The sequence below is a fragment of the Streptococcus bovismuti genome, assembly GCF_042436615.2.
Classification (GTDB): domain Bacteria; phylum Bacillota; class Bacilli; order Lactobacillales; family Streptococcaceae; genus Streptococcus.
In genome coordinates, this window is record NZ_JBHMFR020000001.1 from 536,316 (window position 1) to 553,071 (window position 16,756).

Below are 16,756 nucleotides of genomic sequence, written 5' to 3' on the forward strand. Positions count from 1 at the left end.
TCTATTTTACCACACTTTCAAAAAAGCTTCTTTCTTATATCATGAAACTGGGAATATTTTTTTCTTTATGATAGAATAAACTTACTATGAAAAAAATAATTTTAACTCTCCTAAGCCTTTCCGTTATTGGGGCAGCATCTACTGTTGATGCTCAAGATTTTAATATTGCTGCTAAACATGCAATTGCTGTTGAGGCAAATACCGGTAAAATTCTCTATGAGAAAGATGCAACCCAGCCAGTTGAAATTGCTTCGATCACAAAATTGATTACTGTTTATCTTGTCTATGAAGCCTTGGAAAACGGTAGTATTACACTATCAACTCCGGTAGATATCTCTGATTATCCATACAAATTAACGACAAATTCTGAAGCGAGTAACGTTCCTATGGAGGCTCGTAATTATACCGTCGAACAACTACTGGAAGCAACCCTAGTATCCAGTGCTAACAGTGCAGCTATTGCGTTAGCTGAAAAAATTGCTGGCTCAGAAAAAGATTTCGTCGATATGATGCGTGCAAAGCTCTTGGAATGGGGAATTCAGGATGCCACTGTTGTCAATACGACGGGTCTTAATAATGAGACTCTAGGGGATAACATTTACCCAGGATCTAAAAAAGATGAGGAAAATAAGCTTAGTGCTTATGATGTCGCTATCGTTGCTCGCAATCTCATCAAAAAATACCCACAAGTCTTGGAAATCACGAAAAAACCTTCTTCTACTTTTGCTGGAATGACAATCACATCTACCAACTACATGTTAGAGGGTATGCCTGCTTATCGCGGTGGTTTTGACGGACTTAAGACAGGAACAACAGACAAAGCTGGAGAATCTTTTGTTGGTACTACTGTCGAAAAAGGGATGAGGGTTATCACAGTTGTTTTGAATGCAGATCATCAAGACAATAATCCTTACGCTCGCTTCACAGCTACATCCTCACTAATGGATTATATCTCTTCTACATTCACACTTCGCAAAATCGTTCAGAAAGGCGATGCCTATCAAGATAGCAAAGCCCCTGTACAGGATGGAAAAGAAGATACAGTCACTGCTGTTGCCAAAGATGATATTTCTCTAATTGAACGTGTTGGAGGTCAATCTTCTCAATCTATTCAATTCATACCTGATTCTAAGGCAATTCCAGCACCACTTGAAGCCGGAACAGTTGTTGGGCATTTGACTTATGAAGACTCAGACTTGATTGGTCAAGGTTACATTACCACAGAACGTCCTAGTTTTGAAATGGTAGCAGAAAAGAAAGTAGAAAAAGCCTTCTTCTTAAAAGTTTGGTGGAATCAGTTTATCCGCTTTATCAACGAGAAATTATAAAAAAATCGCGATTTTAAACCGCGATTTTTTTGTTAGAAGTTCATCTTCAAAGTTCTTGGTTTTGGGTAAATCTAAAATCAAGTTTTACCCAACTGATCCTTCCATTTCGTAGCTAATCAAGCGGTTCAGCTCAACAGCATACTCCATTGGAAGCTCTTTTGTAAAGGGTTCTACAAATCCCATAACAATCATCTCAGTTGCCTCAGATTCTGACAATCCACGGCTCATGAGGTAATAGAGCTGTTCTTCTGAAATCTTAGAAACCTTGGCTTCGTGTTCCAAAGCTACTTGCGAATTATGAATTTCATTAAATGGAATAGTATCTGATGCTGATAAGTCATCCATGATAATGGTATCACACTCAATGTGAGAAACAGATTTCTTAGAGTTCTTGTTAAAGGTTACTTGTCCACGGTAGTCAACCTTTCCTCCGCCTTTAGCGATGGATTTAGATACGATAGAAGAGCTGGTATGTGGTGCGTTATGAATCATCTTAGCTCCTGTGTCTTGATGTTGCCCTGCATTGGCAAAGGCAATAGAGAGCATTGTACCACGCGCTCCTTCTCCATCAAGATAAACAGATGGATATTTCATGGTTGTTTTGGCACCCAAGTTTCCATCAATCCACTCAACAGTGGCATCCTTTTGAGCCTTAGCACGCTTTGTTACCAAGTTATAGACATTATCAGACCAGTTTTGGATGGTTGTATAGCGCATGTAAGCTCCATCCAAGGCAAAAATTTCTACGATGGCAGCGTGCAAACTGTTACTTGAATAAGTAGGCGCAGTACAGCCCTCTACGTAGTGGACACTTGCTCCCTCATCAACGATAATCAAGGTACGTTCAAATTGACCTGTATTTTCATTGTTGATACGGAAATAAGTTTGAAGCGGAATGTCTACCTTGACCCCTTTCGGTACGTAGATAAAGGTTCCACCTGACCACACTGCTGAGTTAAGAGCTGCCAACTTGTTATCAGTCGGCGGTACCAGCTTGGCAAAGTATTGTTTAAACAAGTCTGGGTATTCCTTGAGGGCAGAATCTGTATCTGTAAAGATAATACCCAATTTTTGGAACTCTTCCTTCATGTTATGGTAAACTACTTCTGACTCATACTGGGCAGAGGCACCTGCTAGATAGGCACGCTCAGCTTCCGGAATCCCAATACGTTCAAAGGTTTCTTTGATTTTTTCAGGAACTTCATCCCAAGAACGGGCAGGTTTATCAGAAGGTTTTTGGTAGTAGATCAAGTCATCAAAGTCAATCTCTGACAAGTCTGCTCCCCAGGTTTGCATGGGCATTTTTTTGAAGGTTTCATAAGACTTCAAACGGAATTCTAACATCCACTCAGGTTCTCCCTTTGCAGCTGATAATTCACGAATGACATCTTCATTCAATCCTTTTCCTGTCGATAGGACAGGCTCTACATCATCATGGAAACCAAATTTATATTCACCAAGGTCAATTGGTTTTGGTTCTACTCTTTCTTCAGCCATAATATCCTTTCTTTCATTCTTCATTTCTACTGATTCATAAGACAAAAGAAACTTGTCTTACTGATTTTCTTGATTTTCAATTGTTTTCTTCAGGGCATTCCAGGCTAGAGTTGCACACTTGATTCTTTGAGGAAATTTGGCAACACCTGATAAGAAGGCTGCATCACCAAGTTGGTCTTGACGTTCATCCTTTTGCCCTTGAACCATTTCAGAAAAAATAGTCGCAAGTTCTAAGATTTCTTGCTTGGTTTTTCCTAAAACTGCGTCCGTCATCATACTAGCAGAGGCAGTTGAGATTGTACAGCCTGAGTTTAGAAAAGCGATATCCTCCAAACGATCCTCTGCATCAAACTTGACAGAGAGATTGATGACATCACCACAGGTTGGATTGTTGAGACTGATTTGTTCAGCGTCTTCTAACTTCCCTTGGTGATGTGGATTTTTCGAATGGTCCGCTACCACTGCCATATAAAGGCTATCTAGTTTAGAAAGTGCCATTGAAAAACTCCTTTGTCTTTTGTAAGGCATCGACTAGTTTATCGCAATCTGCCTTGGTATTGTAGATATAAAAACTTGCGCGAGCTGTTGCTGGAACTTCCAAATACTGGAGCAAAGGTTGCGCGCAATGGTGACCTGCTCGAACAGCCACTCCTTCATAATCCAAAGCTGTCGCAAGATCGTGAGGATGAAGATCACCTAGGTTAAAGGCAATGACACCTGAACGTTGAGCCAAGTCCTGCGAACCATAAATAGTCAATCCCTCAATCGCCTGCAGTTTTGGAAAGACATATGCAATCAATTCTTGTTCATGGGCTTCAATCGCATCCATACCAATTTTTTCCAGATAATCCACTGCAGCAGCTAGTCCGATAGCACCTGCCATGTTAGGAGTTCCAGCCTCGAATTTCCAAGGCAATTCCTTCCAGCTAGCAGACTGCTCATAAACGAAATCAATCATTTCGCCGCCGAATTCAACTGGTGACATTTGTTCTAGATACTTTTCTTTTCCGTAAAGAACACCGATTCCAGTCGGACCAGCCATCTTGTGACCTGAAAAGGCAAAGAAGTCCACATCCAAGTCCTGAACATCAATCTTCATATGAGGAGTAGATTGAGCACCATCCACCACCATAATGGCTCCAACTTGATGAGCTAATTGAGTGATTTCTTTGATTGGATTGACCACACCCAGAACATTTGAGGCGTGAGCAAGGGAGACAAACTTGACTCTATCAGTCAATTTAGCTCGCAAATCATCCATATCCAGAGCTCCATCCTTGAGATAGACATAGACAAGTTCTGCCCCAGTCTTGCGACAAGTTTCTTGCCAAGGAATGATATTGGAATGGTGTTCCATGACAGAAATCAAGACCTGGTCTCCCTCAGTCAAGACTTTCTCTGCAAAGCGCGCCACCCAGTTAAGACTGGTTGTCGTTCCTCTGGTAAAGAGAACTTCCTTTGTAGAACCTGCATTGATAAACTTACGAACGGTTTCACGAGCAGCTTCATAGGAAGCTGTTGCCCGTTCTGCCAAGGTATGAACGCCACGATGAACATTGGCATTATCCTGTTCATAGTAGCGGTTAATCGTCTCCAGAACTGCTTGTGGTTTTTGTGTCGTCGCAGCATTGTCCAAATAGACCAATGGTTCATCGTTGACAATCTGGTCTAAAATTGGAAAATCCTTGCGAATCACTTCTACATCTAACATAGGTTACCCCTTAGCGTTTTGACAATTTTTCTTCGATTGTTGCAATCATTTCATCGCGAACTTCCTTGACTGGAATCTCAACGATAACAGAACCAAGGAAACCACGAACAACCAAGCGTTCTGCAGTTTCTTTGTCCAAGCCACGGCTCATGAGATAGTACATGTCTTCTGGGTCTACTTGACCGATTGAAGCCGCGTGACCTGCAGTAACGTCATTTTCGTCAATCAAAAGAATTGGGTTGGCATCTGAACGTGCTTGGTCTGAAAGCATAAGAACACGACTCTCTTGTTGCGCATCTGCTCCCTTTGCACCCTTGATGATGTGGCCAATACCATTGAAGGTCAAGGTTGCTTTTTCAAGAATAACCCCATGTTGCAGGATATTTCCGATTGAGTTACAGCCGTAGTTGGTTACACGAGTATCAATTCCTTGCACCTGACGGCCACTTGAAAGAGCTACAACTTTAAGGTCAGCATGGCTACCATTTCCAATCAAATCACTATCAAAATCAGCAACGACGTTTCCTTCATTCATGACACCGATTGCCCAGTCAATATTTGCATCGTTACCTAATTTACCACGACGGCTAATGTAGGCAGTAACGTTTTCACCTAGACGGTCAATAGCTGCAAACTTGACTTGAGCACCTGAACGAGCAATGACTTCTACTGTTATATTAGCAGTTGCTTTGGCACTTCCTTCACCGCGTGACTCTAAACGCTCCAGATAACTAATCTTAGAGTTTTTACCAGCGATAATCATAATATGCTTGTTAAACGGCACATCACTATCACTATCTTGGTAGAAAATACCTTCGATTGGTTCTTTAATCTCAACATTATCAGGAATGTAGAGAACAGCACCACTATTGAAATAAGCTGTATGGTAGGCTGCCAACTTATCATCGTCATACTTAACAGATGACATGAAGAATTCCTCAATAAGCTCTGGAATTTCTTCTAAAGCTGAGTGAAAATCTGTAAAGACGACACCCTGTTCAGCCAACTCAACTGGAGTTTGCTCAAAAACAGTTTGAGTTCCTACTTGCACCAATTTCAAGTGGTTATCTAGTGCAGTGAAATCTGGAACATTTGCTGATGGCTCATTTTCTGTAATCGTTCCATCCCCCAGATTCCAACGGTGGAATTTGACACGCTCAATAACTGGTAATTCTAAACTCTCAATCTTATCAAAAGCTTTTTGACGGAGGTCAGCCAACCAGCTTGGTTCAGCGTGCATTTCTGAAAAAAGTTTAATATTTTCTTTAGTCATTTACTTCTCCTAAAAGATACGAGGGAATTACAATTCTTCCTTGTAGTCGTAGCCAAGTTCTTCAGCTAATTTTGCGTATCCTTCGCGTTCCAAACGCGCTGCCAGTTCTGGACCACCTGAAAGGACAACACGACCTTCCATCATCACGTGTACCACGTCTGGTGTGATGTAGTTCAAAAGACGTTGGTAGTGAGTGATAATCATAGCACCAAAGCCTTCACCACGCATGGCATTGACCCCTTTCGATACAACTTTAAGAGCGTCAATATCAAGACCAGAATCAATCTCATCCAAAAGAGCAAATGTTGGCTCCAACATCAAAAGTTGAAGAATTTCATTACGTTTTTTCTCACCACCAGAGAAACCTTCGTTGAGGTAACGCTCAGCCATTTCTTCTTTCATGTTAAGCAATTCCATCTTCTCATCCAATTTAGTGATAAACTCACGAACTGAAATTTTTTCATCATCTTCTTTACCAGCATTCATGGCTGCACGAAGAAACTCAGCGTTAGTAATACCAGGAATTTCTGATGGGTATTGCATAGCAAGGAAAAGTCCCATACGCGCACGCTCGTCCACTTCCAACTCAAGGATGTTTACGCCATCAAACAAGACCTCACCTTTGGTCACCTCATAGTTTGGATTTCCCATAATAGCTGCAGAAAGAGTCGATTTACCAGTACCATTTGGCCCCATGATAGCGGCGATTTCTCCTGTTTTCAGGGTCAGGTTAACCCCTTTTAAAATTTCTTTTCCTTCAATCTCAACGTGAAGATCTTTGATCTCTAATACTGACATGATAGTTCCTTTCTTTTTCAAGGCCTTTACAGCGTTACTAGAGACATACTTGATTTTCCTAGAAAACACGGTAAAAGGTCAATAAATATACTTTTATAGTATAACAAAAAAAAGCCTAAAAGGCTTTGATTTTGTCTAGAAGCTGAGGACTAGTCTTTTCCTTTTAAATGTTGGTCAATAACATCTACAATCTTGCCCATCAAGTAACTAACTCGGAAATTTCTAAAGAGCAAAATGGCCCAAAAGGCTGCCATAATATAACGACCAGTCATCCAAGCTTCATTGAAAAAATAGGTCTCAGCAGCTGTAAACAGCGCGATGATAATAAATTGTTGTCTATTCATAAACTTATTGTATCATGAAATCTTTCTTTAGTCTTCCTCTACCTTCACTTTATCAGCCAAAAATTCAAATCCTTCTGGAATCAGGCTTTCTTCTGCTTCTTTTTCAGTTTGAGAAGATTTGGCTTTGGCTGAAAAGGCTGCACGAACTTCTTTCCATTCCTCCATGGAAATGGCTAAAATCTCAGGTGAAAAACCTGCTGCCTGACTGAGGATGTTGCCAAACATGGTGTTGAGATTGTCTCGTTTCATGGTTTGACCAGCATTGAAGTTAGACTCAAAAGCAAGAATGGCGTGATGTTCATTGGCCGCAACCGGTTGAGAGCCAACTAGCAGAGCCTTGTCTGGCCCACCAAGACTTTCAATTACCTCTCCCCAGGCATTTTGTAAACGAATCAAATTTTGACGTGCTAAATCAGGATTTTCAACGGCCTCTTGTAAGATCGATTGAACTTTATTGCGATCCACACGATAGACTGTCTTACCCGCTGCTGGTCGGCTAGGTACTGGACTGGTTGGCTTGGGTATAGTTCCTACATTTGCGAGTTCTTGTTTGAGACGCGTCACTTCTTGTCTCAGCGCAGAAATTTCATCTTCAACCGCCCCTGGAAGAGCTGGTTCGGGCTTAATCTCCGCCAAACGGATGGTCATCATCTCAGCATAAATCTTAGGCTGCAAGCTAGACTTAATATCAGCTAAACTCACTGTCGCCAAGCGAATCATTTCAAACAGATTTTGCTGAGGAAGTGCCAAATTCTCTACAAAGACTGGACTATGATGAGTGTTTTCTCCACCTGTTTGAACAATTAACAAGTCTCTTAAATAGTGCAAAAGGTCGGTCACAAAACGAGTCATACTCTTACCATTGTCAAAGAGAAGATTTAAGCATGCTAAGGCTTTGGGAACATCCTGTTGAGACAAGGCAGCCACATAGTCATCCAAGGCTGATAGACTAATGGTGCCAGTAATTTCTTCAGAAATAGCAGTCGTCAATTCATTTCCCTGTGTCAAACTCAGGGCTTGATCCAAAATAGACAAGGCGTCTCGCATTCCACCTTCAGCCCGTCTGGCAATGATTTCCACAGCCTCTGGTTCAGAACTGATATTTTCTTTTTCTAAGATATAGCGGATATGTTCCTTAATATCCTGTGTTTTAATTGATTTAAATTCAAAACGTTGCACACGGGATAGAATAGTGGCAGGAATCTTGTGCAATTCAGTAGTGGCCAAAATAAAGACCACATTCTGTGTTGGCTCTTCCAGCGTCTTTAGGAGGGCATTAAAAGCCCCCGTAGACAGCATGTGAACCTCATCTATGATATAAACCTTATAACGGGCAAGACTAGGAGCGTAGGTGGATTTATCACGAATTTCACGGATTTCATCCACCCCATTATTAGAAGCTGCATCCATTTCAATGACATCTTCTAAACTACCATCTGTCACTGCTTGACAAATATAGCAGTTATTACATGGTTCCCCACCCACTTGATTTGGACAGTTCATAGCTTTGGCAAAAATCTTGGCTACACTGGTTTTTCCCGTTCCACGGGGACCAGAAAAAAGATAAGCATGACTTATTTTCTCTTGCTCTACTGCTTGTTTAAGAGTCTTAGCTACAACTTCTTGACCAACCAACTGGGAGAAGTTTTGACTTCTATATTTTCGATAAAGTGCTTGATACATTAGGCTTTCTCCCCAAACATTGTAAAGTCCCATTCTGTCTTTTCAAGCAAAATAGCGACAAATTGTTCTAAATAATCTTGATCCATAGCATCATAATCATCAATCTCTGAAGAATCCAGATCCAGAACCCCGAGCAATTGACCATTCTTCATCATTGGCGCAACAATTTCACTTTTAGCTCGACTATCACAAGAAATATAGTTGGGATAAGTCGTTACATCTCCAACAATAACAGTTTCCTGAAAATGAGCTGCCTCCCCACAAACACCTTTGCCTAGTGAGATACGGATGCAGGAAACACCTCCTTGAAAAGGACCTAAAACCAATTCCTTTCCATCGAACAGATAAAAGCCTGCAAATACGGTATTAGGAAAGCGTGATTTTAAAAGAGCACTGGCGTTGGAAAGATTAGCCAAAACATTGGTCTCGCCTTCCAATAAAAAAGAGAGTTCTTCATTTAACATTTGATAACGTGATTGTTTTTCTGATTCTAACATAGAACTATTATATCAAAAAAGGCTTACAGACAAAAGAAAAATCCCTTGTTTAGAAAACAAAGGATTTTGTGAATTTTCAATTAGATTAAAGTTCGATATCACCGAACAAGTCAGCCATTGAGAATCCTGTTTGTGTTTCTGGAAGTTCGAAATCACGTTTTTCTTGACGCTTTGGACGACGTGGACGAGCAGCACGTTTTTCTTCTTTTTGTCCTTCTTCTTGAGCTGGACGCTCTTCAAGAGCTTTGATAGAAAGTGATACGCGCTCTGCATCTGCGTTAACTTCAAGAACTTTAACTTTAACTTCTTGACCTACTTTAAGAGCTTCTTTTGGATTTTCAATACGTTTGTGTGAAATTTGTGATACGTGAACAAGTCCATCGATACCTGGCAATACTTCAACAAATGCACCGAAGTCAGTCAAACGTTTAACTGTTCCTTCTACTACATCACCTTTAGCCAATTTTTGCTCAACGCCATCCCATGGTCCAGGTGTTGTTGCTTTAAGTGAAAGTGAGACACGTCCTTCTTCTTCGTTAAGATCAAGGATTTTAACTTCAATTTCTTCACCAACAGTTACAACTGATTTTGGTGATACGTTACGTTCGTGTGACAATTCAGTCAAGTGAACCAATCCGTCAACACCACCAAGGTCGATGAAAGCACCAAAACTTGTGATACGTGCAACTTTACCAGTTACTACATCACCAACAGCCAATTTACCAAATACTTCAGCGCGAGCTGCTGCTGTAGCTGCTTCAACAACTTCACGACGTGAAAGGATGAAGCGGTTTTCTTTAGCGTCAACTTCTTTGATTTTAGCATCAAATTCTTGACCTACAAAACGCTCAGTGTTACGTACGAAACGAGTATCCAACATTGAAGCTGGGATAAATCCACGAACACCTTCAAATTCTACTGAAAGTCCACCTTTAACGGCACGAGTTCCTTTAACAGTAACAACTTCTTCTTCGCGACCAACAAGTTTGTCCCATGCTTTGCGAGCTTCAAGGCGTTTTTTAGATACAAGGTATGTAACTGTATCAGTATCTTTACCAACTACTTGACGAAGTACAAGAACATCCAATACTTCTCCTACTTTAACAAAGTCATTGATATCTGCATCGCGATCGTTTGTCAATTCGCGAAGAGTCAAGACACCTTCAACACCAGTTCCAGAGATTGCAACGTTAGCTTGAGTCGCATCAACTGTCAATACTTCAGCACTAACAACATCACCAGTCTCAACTTGGCTAACGCTATTTAGCAAATCTTCAAATTCGTTCATCTAAAAAATCCTCCAACAATCAAGTTTTTCTTAAACTTGACATACTTATAATTTTTTTCCTAAGCACCCGCAAGGACATGTTCATATCGTTCACGTCTTTCAATTATAAAAATAAAATACCCTAAGATATTTTGCTTTTTATCTTGATCATTACCTAAGAACTGGGGTAGCTGGATTCGAACCAACGCATGAGGGAGTCAAAGTCCCTTGCCTTACCGCTTGGCTATACCCCATTGATGAAATGGAGAGAGAGGGATTCGAACCCCCGAACCCGAAGGAGCGGATTTACAGTCCGCCGCGTTTAGCCTCTTCGCTATCTCTCCTACAATCAACATGGACTATTATATCATGAAAATTTCAAAAAAACAAGACTTATTTTGCTAAATTATAATTTTCAATCAAAATTTCCACAGCTTTTTCCAATTTTTTATAAAAACTATCGACATTCCCATTCTTTATGATGGCAAATTGTCCGTCTAATTCGGCAATTTCTCCGATAACTTTTTTACCAATGGTCAACGTATAACCTTCAAAACTGTCTTTTCCTACATTAACCTTGGCATCTGCTACTTGAATTTCAATTTTTTTATCTTTCTTACTCATTTCATACCTCTCTTCACTTTTTCTATTTTACAAGAAAATCCTAAAACTAGCAAGAAAAAACTCTATATCAGGCTTGTCTGATATAGAGTTTTCCACTTTATTTAATGTGTTTTTCTAGTTCTTTTTGGTACTTACCGTTTGATTCCAATTTTTCTTTTTGCCATTTTTTCAGTGCTTCTTCATATTCTTTTGTTGTAACGATATCTTTTTGCAATTTCATTCCTTTAAAGATATATGGGTCACCCTTAATACCAACTTGTGAGTACGGTTTTGAGAATGGCACGACATTACTTACAACTGGAGAACCACCAGATGAAGCTGTTGGCATCAATAATGAACTATCTGTCAACCAAGCTTGAGCCTTGGCATATTTTTCATAGCGTTCTTCAAGATTTGTAGTTTCTGAATCTGCATCATCCAATAATTTCTTATATTGGTCCAAACCAAGTTTAGCTACAACATCCTTATCTTTCCCTTTAGTAATACCAAGGTGTTTCATAGCAGAACCTGATTTAGGATCCATGATATTCAAGTAAGATGCTGGGTCTTGATAACTTGGAGCCCATCCTGTACTATTCAAGTCATAGTCTTTTTGAGAAGGAACACGTGCTTGAGAAGTGATTGTTTCCTTTTCATTATCTGTCATTTGAAGAACATCGATGACAACATTTTCAGCACCAAGAGTTGATTCGATAGACTGTTTGAAAGAGTTGCTTTGTTGAACGGCGATGGTATCTGTTTGTTCAACTGGGACATCCAAGTGAATTGGGAATGTTACCCCTTTAGATTCCAAGTCTTTCTTAGCTTTTTCGAACGCAGCTTTAGCCTTGTCAGGGTTGTAGATAGAATCCTTACCGTCAACTAGCTCAACACCTTTCCACTGGTCACCATAGTTCACCAACTCTGCTTGAGCGATTTGACCAAAGTTTTTCCCACCTGCTTGTACAAAGTTGTCAGGAACAAGGCTGTTACGAATAATCTTATCCGCACCGTCTTCACCATTTAGCTGAGCAGCATAAGAATGGCGGTTAAAGGCAAAGTTGATAGCCTGACGGAAGTCCTTATTAAGCATAGCTTCTTTTGTAGAAGTCTTTTGTTCTTCACTTGTTTTCGCAGTTTTATTGTATGACTGACGATTTACGTTAAAGGTGAAGTAATAACTACTTGAGTCCTGTGGGCTATAAGTTATTTTATCTCCGTATTGTTCCAAAGTAGAAGCAAAGTTTGAGCTACTTGGGAAGAGACGGGCTGTCGTATAGGCACCAGAAGAGAAGCTACGAATCAACGATTCCTGATCAGAACCATCGTAGTAAGTCAATTTAATCTTCTCGATTTTTACCTTTTCTTTATCCCAGTAATTTGGGTTTTTCTCGTATTCAATTAACGATTTAGACGTCAAGGTCTTCAAGATATAAGGACCATTGTAGAGAATTCCTGCTGGAGTAACTGCTCCATAATCTTTACCTGACGCCTTCAAAAACTCTTCATTTACAGGTAACATCGTTGCTGTGGTGACTTTAGAGTTCCAGAAGCTTTCTGGTTTGTTTAGGGTATATTCAACTGTGTAATCGTCCAAGGCCTTGACACCAACTGTAGAGAAATCATTGGTCTCACCAGTCATGTAGGCATCCAAGCCCTTGATTGAATTTTGGATGAGAGAGACACCGTCTGACTTACCGTCAGCTACGTGTTTTAGTCCTGTCACAAAGTCATGGGCTGTTACTTCTGCATATTCTTCACCTTCAGAAGTGTACCATTTAACTCCTTTACGAAGTTTGTAGGTATAAGTCAAACCATCTTTTGACACAGACCAATCTTCAGCCAAGGAAGGAATAACATTTCCGTATTGGTCATTTTCCATCAAACCATCAACCACGTTCCCGATGACATCTGTTGTAGATGTACGAGTCGCTATACTATAGTCCAAAGATGCTGGATCTACTGCATAGACATATGAAAATGTTGTCGGTGCATCTGCTTCTTTATCAGCTTTTCCACAAGCTACTAAAAGAGCTGTTGTGCTCAGGACCACTCCTGCTGTTAAGAGCCACTTTTTCGATTTCATAAAAAATCTCCTTTAGTTTATTTTAATCTACTTTTACAATCCAACCTTCTGGCGCTTCAATATCGCCAAACTGAATTCCTGTCAATTCATCATATAATTTACGAGTCACAGGACCTACTTCTGTTTCACTATAGAATACATGGAAATCATCACCGTGCTGAATTCCACCAATTGGAGAAATAACCGCTGCTGTACCACAGGCACCTGCCTCTACAAAACGGTCAAGGTTATCAATTGGGACATCTCCCTCAATAGGAGTCAAGCCCAAGCGGTGTTCTGCCAAATAAAGCAAAGAGTACTTGGTAATAGATGGCAAGATAGATGGACTCAATGGTGTTACAAATTCATTATCAGCTGTAATTCCAAAGAAGTTAGCTGATCCGACTTCTTCAATCTTTGTATGAGTTGATGGGTCTAGATAGATAACATCTGAGAAATGGCGTGACTTGGCCAATTTTCCTGGCAAGAGACTGGCAGCATAGTTCCCACCAACCTTAGCCGCACCTGTACCATTTGGAGCGGCACGGTCGTATTCATCCTGAATCAAGAAATTGGTTGGGACCAAACCACCCTTAAAGTAATTTCCAACTGGCATAGCAAAGATGGTGAAAATGTATTCCTCTGCTGGTTTTACTCCGATAATATCTCCTACTCCAATCAAAAGAGGACGAAGATAAAGGGTTCCACCTGTTCCGTATGGAGGTACATATTCTTCATTCGCACGAACAACTGCCTTACAAGCTTCTACAAACATTTCTGTCGGAACTTGTGGCATCAAAAGACGATCACAAGTACGTTGCAGACGTTTGGCATTTTCGTCAGGACGGAACAGTTGAACACTGCCATCCTTAGTACGGTAAGCTTTCAAACCTTCGAATGCTTGTTGACCATAGTGAAGACTTGGAGAAGACTCTGAAATATGCAAGGTTGCATCTTCTGTAAGCTCTCCTTGATTCCATTGTCCATTTTTAAAATGAGCAATATAGCGATAAGGTAATTTCATATAGGAAAAACCGAGATTTTCCCAATCAATCGTTACTGTCATATTCCACTCCTTATTCTAAAAACCTATTTCTTTTATTCTACACTATTTTTCTAAAATAGCAAGTATATTTTGTAATTTTCAGAAAATTTCTTCAATAAAAAGAACCAGCTCTTAGAACTGATTCTTCATTTCACTTATTTAGCTTCAGTAAATACTTCTTTAAGATAAGCGTCAAAAACTTCTTCATCTGAAATCGTGTCAGAGATGAAGCTACCGTTACTTGTGCGTTCTGACAGATTCAAGTCTTGTAATCGGCTTTCATAGATTGTTCCTTTGTTAGATTGAATAATCAGAGTTTGATCGTTCCCGTCCACTTCTGTACTGAAGAGGTCACCAACGAAGCCTTGCTCTGCAACTGCTCCTGCTAAGAAGACACGATGCGGTTTGTTTTTCAACTCACGCAAGACTTGTAACCCACGTTTGGCACGGCTGGTTGCTGGAATTTCGTCAACAGAAACACGTTTCAAACTTCCACGCTGAGTCAAGAGGTAGAAGGACGAGGTATTACAGATAAAGGCGGATTGGAGGACGTCATCTTCTTTCAGGTTCATAGCCTTGACACCTGCAGCCTTGGCACCGACAACCGGAACCTCTTCAATATTGAAACGCAGGGCATAACCATTTTGGCTAATCAAGAGAACATCATCCAGTTTAATTGGAGCCACTGCCACAATCTGGTCTGTCTCATCTTTTAGTTTAGCATACTTGACAGACTTAGATTTATAGGTCCGCCATGGAGTGAACTCTTTTCGCTCTACACGCTTGATTTGACCAAGACGAGTTGCAGCAAAGTAAGTTGTCGCATCATCAAACTGATCTACTACTTCCACATAAAGGATTTCTTCGTTAGTTTCAAAATTTGTAATGGTCTGGCTCAGATGCTCTCCGATGTCTTTCCAACGAATATCTGCTAATTCATGGATTGGTCTGTAGATGACATTTCCAAGACTTGTGAACATCAAGAGATGCTGGGTTGTCTTAGCAGCTTGAACAAAAATCAAACGGTCATCATCACGTTTGCCAATTTCCTCTAGCGTTGAAGCTGCAAAAGAACGTGGACTGGTACGCTTGATGTAACCTGCCTTGGTCACGCTGACGTAGGTATCTTCCTCGGCGATAAGACTGGCTGTATCAATCTCAATTGCTTTCGCAGTGTCTTCTAGAGAACTCAAACGCGGAGTCGCAAACTTCTTCTTAACCTCACGAAGTTCTTTCTTCATGAGATTGTACATAGTCCGCTCATCACCGATAATAGCCGTAAGCATGGCAATCTTCTCACGAAGTTCTGCTTCTTCTTCCTGTAAGACAACCACATCGGTATTGGTCAAACGATACAGTTGCAAGGTTACGATAGCCTCAGCCTGTTCTTCCGTAAAATCATAGCTGACCTTAAGATTTTCCTTAGCGTCAGCCTTATTCTCAGAAGCACGGATAAGCGCAATGACTTCGTCCAAGATTGAAATCACACGAATCAAACCTTCGACGATATGGAGACGTTTTTCAGCCTTTTCCTTATCAAAGCGTGAACGCGCCAAAATCACTTCACGACGGTGGGCAATATAGCTAGACAAGATTGGAACGATCCCAACCTGACGAGGCGTGAAATTGTCAATTGCCACCATGTTAAAATTGTAATTGATTTGTAGGTCAGTGTACTTAAATAGGTAGTTGAGAACAAGCTCCGTATTAGCGTCTTTCTTGAGTTCAATCGCGATACGAAGACCGTCACGGTCAGACTCATCGCGAACCTCAGCAATACCTGCCACCTTATTATTGACACGAACATCATCAATCTTCTTGACTAGATTGGCCTTGTTGATTTCATAAGGAATCTCAGTAACAACAATTTGTTCCTTACCACCTTTTAGATTTTCAATCTCAGTCTTGGAACGAACAACCACGCGCCCTTTCCCAGTTTCATAGGCCTTCTTGATTTCATCACGACCCTGGATAATCCCTCCAGTCGGGAAGTCTGGTCCAGGCAAGAATTCCATGAGTTTATCCACCTTGGCAGTTGGATGGTCAATCATGTAAACAGCTGTATCGATGACCTCAGCTAAATTATGAGGTGGAATATCTGTCGCATATCCAGCCGAAATACCAGTCGATCCATTTACCAAGAGATTTGGAAAGGCTGCTGGCAAGACTGTCGGCTCTTTTTCGGTGTCATCAAAGTTCCAAGCAAAGGGAACTGTCTTCTTCTCGATATCCTGAAGAAGATAGCTAGCAATTTCAGACAGACGTGCCTCAGTATAACGCATAGCCGCAGGCGGATCTCCGTCCATAGAACCGTTATTACCGTGCATTTCGACCAAAATCTCACGATTTTTCCAATCCTGAGACATACGAACCATGGCATCATAGATGGAGCTGTCACCGTGTGGGTGAAAATTCCCCATGATGTTCCCGACTGACTTGGCCGACTTACGGTAGCTCTTGTCAAAAGTATTGCCATCTTTATTCATCGAATAAAGAATACGACGCTGAACCGGCTTGAGTCCATCACGAATATCTGGCAAAGCCCGGTCTTGAATAATGTACTTGGAGTAGCGACCAAAGCGCTCTCCCATGATGTCCTCAAGGGACATGTTTTGAATGTTACTCATATAGGATACAGAGCCCTC

General features: G+C 40.8%; 14 protein-coding genes and 2 tRNA genes. 1 reads left to right on the plus strand and 15 read right to left on the minus strand.

Going from position 1 to position 16,756, the window contains the following annotated elements; all coding sequences use genetic code 11:
- The first annotated feature begins 86 nt into the window (after positions 1–86).
- Positions 87–1,328, plus strand: coding sequence for a D-alanyl-D-alanine carboxypeptidase PBP3 (pbp3, locus tag ACERDH_RS02615; RefSeq protein ID WP_386682568.1), 1,242 nt, complete (start codon positions 87–89; stop codon positions 1,326–1,328).
- A gap of 84 nt (positions 1,329–1,412) precedes the next feature.
- Here pbp3 and sufB read toward each other — a convergent pair whose 3' ends face one another.
- From sufB to parC, 15 genes are all read right to left on the minus strand, one after another.
- Positions 1,413–2,825 (minus strand): Fe-S cluster assembly protein SufB, encoded by a 1,413-nt coding sequence (gene sufB / locus ACERDH_RS02620; protein ID WP_000797054.1) that lies wholly within the window; start codon positions 2,823–2,825, stop codon positions 1,413–1,415.
- A gap of 57 nt (positions 2,826–2,882) precedes the next feature.
- Complete coding sequence (sufU, locus tag ACERDH_RS02625; protein WP_057487172.1) at positions 2,883–3,323, minus strand: Fe-S cluster assembly sulfur transfer protein SufU; 441 nt, start codon at positions 3,321–3,323, stop codon at positions 2,883–2,885.
- The gene (locus tag ACERDH_RS02630; RefSeq protein WP_386682563.1) at positions 3,310–4,536 is read right to left on the minus strand and encodes a cysteine desulfurase; all 1,227 of its coding nucleotides are present in this window, start codon (positions 4,534–4,536) and stop codon (positions 3,310–3,312) included. The genes sufU and ACERDH_RS02630 overlap by 14 nt, the downstream gene beginning before the upstream one ends.
- 10 nt (positions 4,537–4,546) lie before the next feature.
- Positions 4,547–5,809, minus strand: coding sequence for a Fe-S cluster assembly protein SufD (gene sufD, locus ACERDH_RS02635; protein ID WP_314498624.1), 1,263 nt, complete (start codon positions 5,807–5,809; stop codon positions 4,547–4,549).
- 27 nt (positions 5,810–5,836) lie between these two features.
- Positions 5,837–6,607, minus strand: a complete 771-nt coding sequence (gene sufC / locus ACERDH_RS02640) for a Fe-S cluster assembly ATPase SufC (RefSeq protein ID WP_000114489.1) — start codon at positions 6,605–6,607, stop codon at positions 5,837–5,839.
- Positions 6,608–6,756: 149 nt separating this feature from the next.
- Positions 6,757–6,951 (minus strand): DUF3272 domain-containing protein, encoded by a 195-nt coding sequence (locus ACERDH_RS02645; protein WP_001081602.1) that lies wholly within the window; start codon positions 6,949–6,951, stop codon positions 6,757–6,759.
- A gap of 27 nt (positions 6,952–6,978) precedes the next feature.
- Entirely contained in the window at positions 6,979–8,634 is a 1,656-nt protein-coding gene (gene dnaX / locus ACERDH_RS02650) for a DNA polymerase III subunit gamma/tau (protein WP_314498628.1), read from the minus strand.
- Positions 8,634–9,131 carry a GAF domain-containing protein gene (locus ACERDH_RS02655; protein WP_386682521.1) on the minus strand — a complete coding sequence of 166 codons (498 nt, stop codon included), beginning with the start codon at positions 9,129–9,131 and terminating at the stop codon, positions 8,634–8,636. The genes dnaX and ACERDH_RS02655 overlap by 1 nt, the downstream gene beginning before the upstream one ends.
- A gap of 85 nt (positions 9,132–9,216) precedes the next feature.
- Complete coding sequence (gene rpsA, locus ACERDH_RS02660) at positions 9,217–10,419, minus strand: 30S ribosomal protein S1 (RefSeq protein WP_001001630.1); 1,203 nt, start codon at positions 10,417–10,419, stop codon at positions 9,217–9,219.
- Between the two features lie 161 nt (positions 10,420–10,580).
- A tRNA-Gln gene (locus ACERDH_RS02665) sits at positions 10,581–10,652 on the minus strand.
- A gap of 9 nt (positions 10,653–10,661) precedes the next feature.
- Positions 10,662–10,742, minus strand: a tRNA-Tyr gene (locus tag ACERDH_RS02670).
- Between the two features lie 49 nt (positions 10,743–10,791).
- Positions 10,792–11,022: a DUF2969 domain-containing protein gene (locus ACERDH_RS02675; RefSeq protein ID WP_000037113.1), complete on the minus strand. Its 231-nt coding sequence runs from the start codon at positions 11,020–11,022 to the stop codon at positions 10,792–10,794.
- Between the two features lie 97 nt (positions 11,023–11,119).
- Positions 11,120–13,087, minus strand: a complete 1,968-nt coding sequence (locus ACERDH_RS02680; RefSeq protein WP_000837408.1) for a peptide ABC transporter substrate-binding protein — start codon at positions 13,085–13,087, stop codon at positions 11,120–11,122.
- Positions 13,088–13,109: 22 nt separating this feature from the next.
- The gene (locus ACERDH_RS02685; RefSeq protein ID WP_033681953.1) at positions 13,110–14,132 is read right to left on the minus strand and encodes a branched-chain amino acid aminotransferase; all 1,023 of its coding nucleotides are present in this window, start codon (positions 14,130–14,132) and stop codon (positions 13,110–13,112) included.
- Between the two features lie 134 nt (positions 14,133–14,266).
- Positions 14,267–16,738: a DNA topoisomerase IV subunit A gene (parC, locus tag ACERDH_RS02690; protein ID WP_386682343.1), complete on the minus strand. Its 2,472-nt coding sequence runs from the start codon at positions 16,736–16,738 to the stop codon at positions 14,267–14,269.
- Positions 16,739–16,756 lie beyond the last annotated feature (18 nt).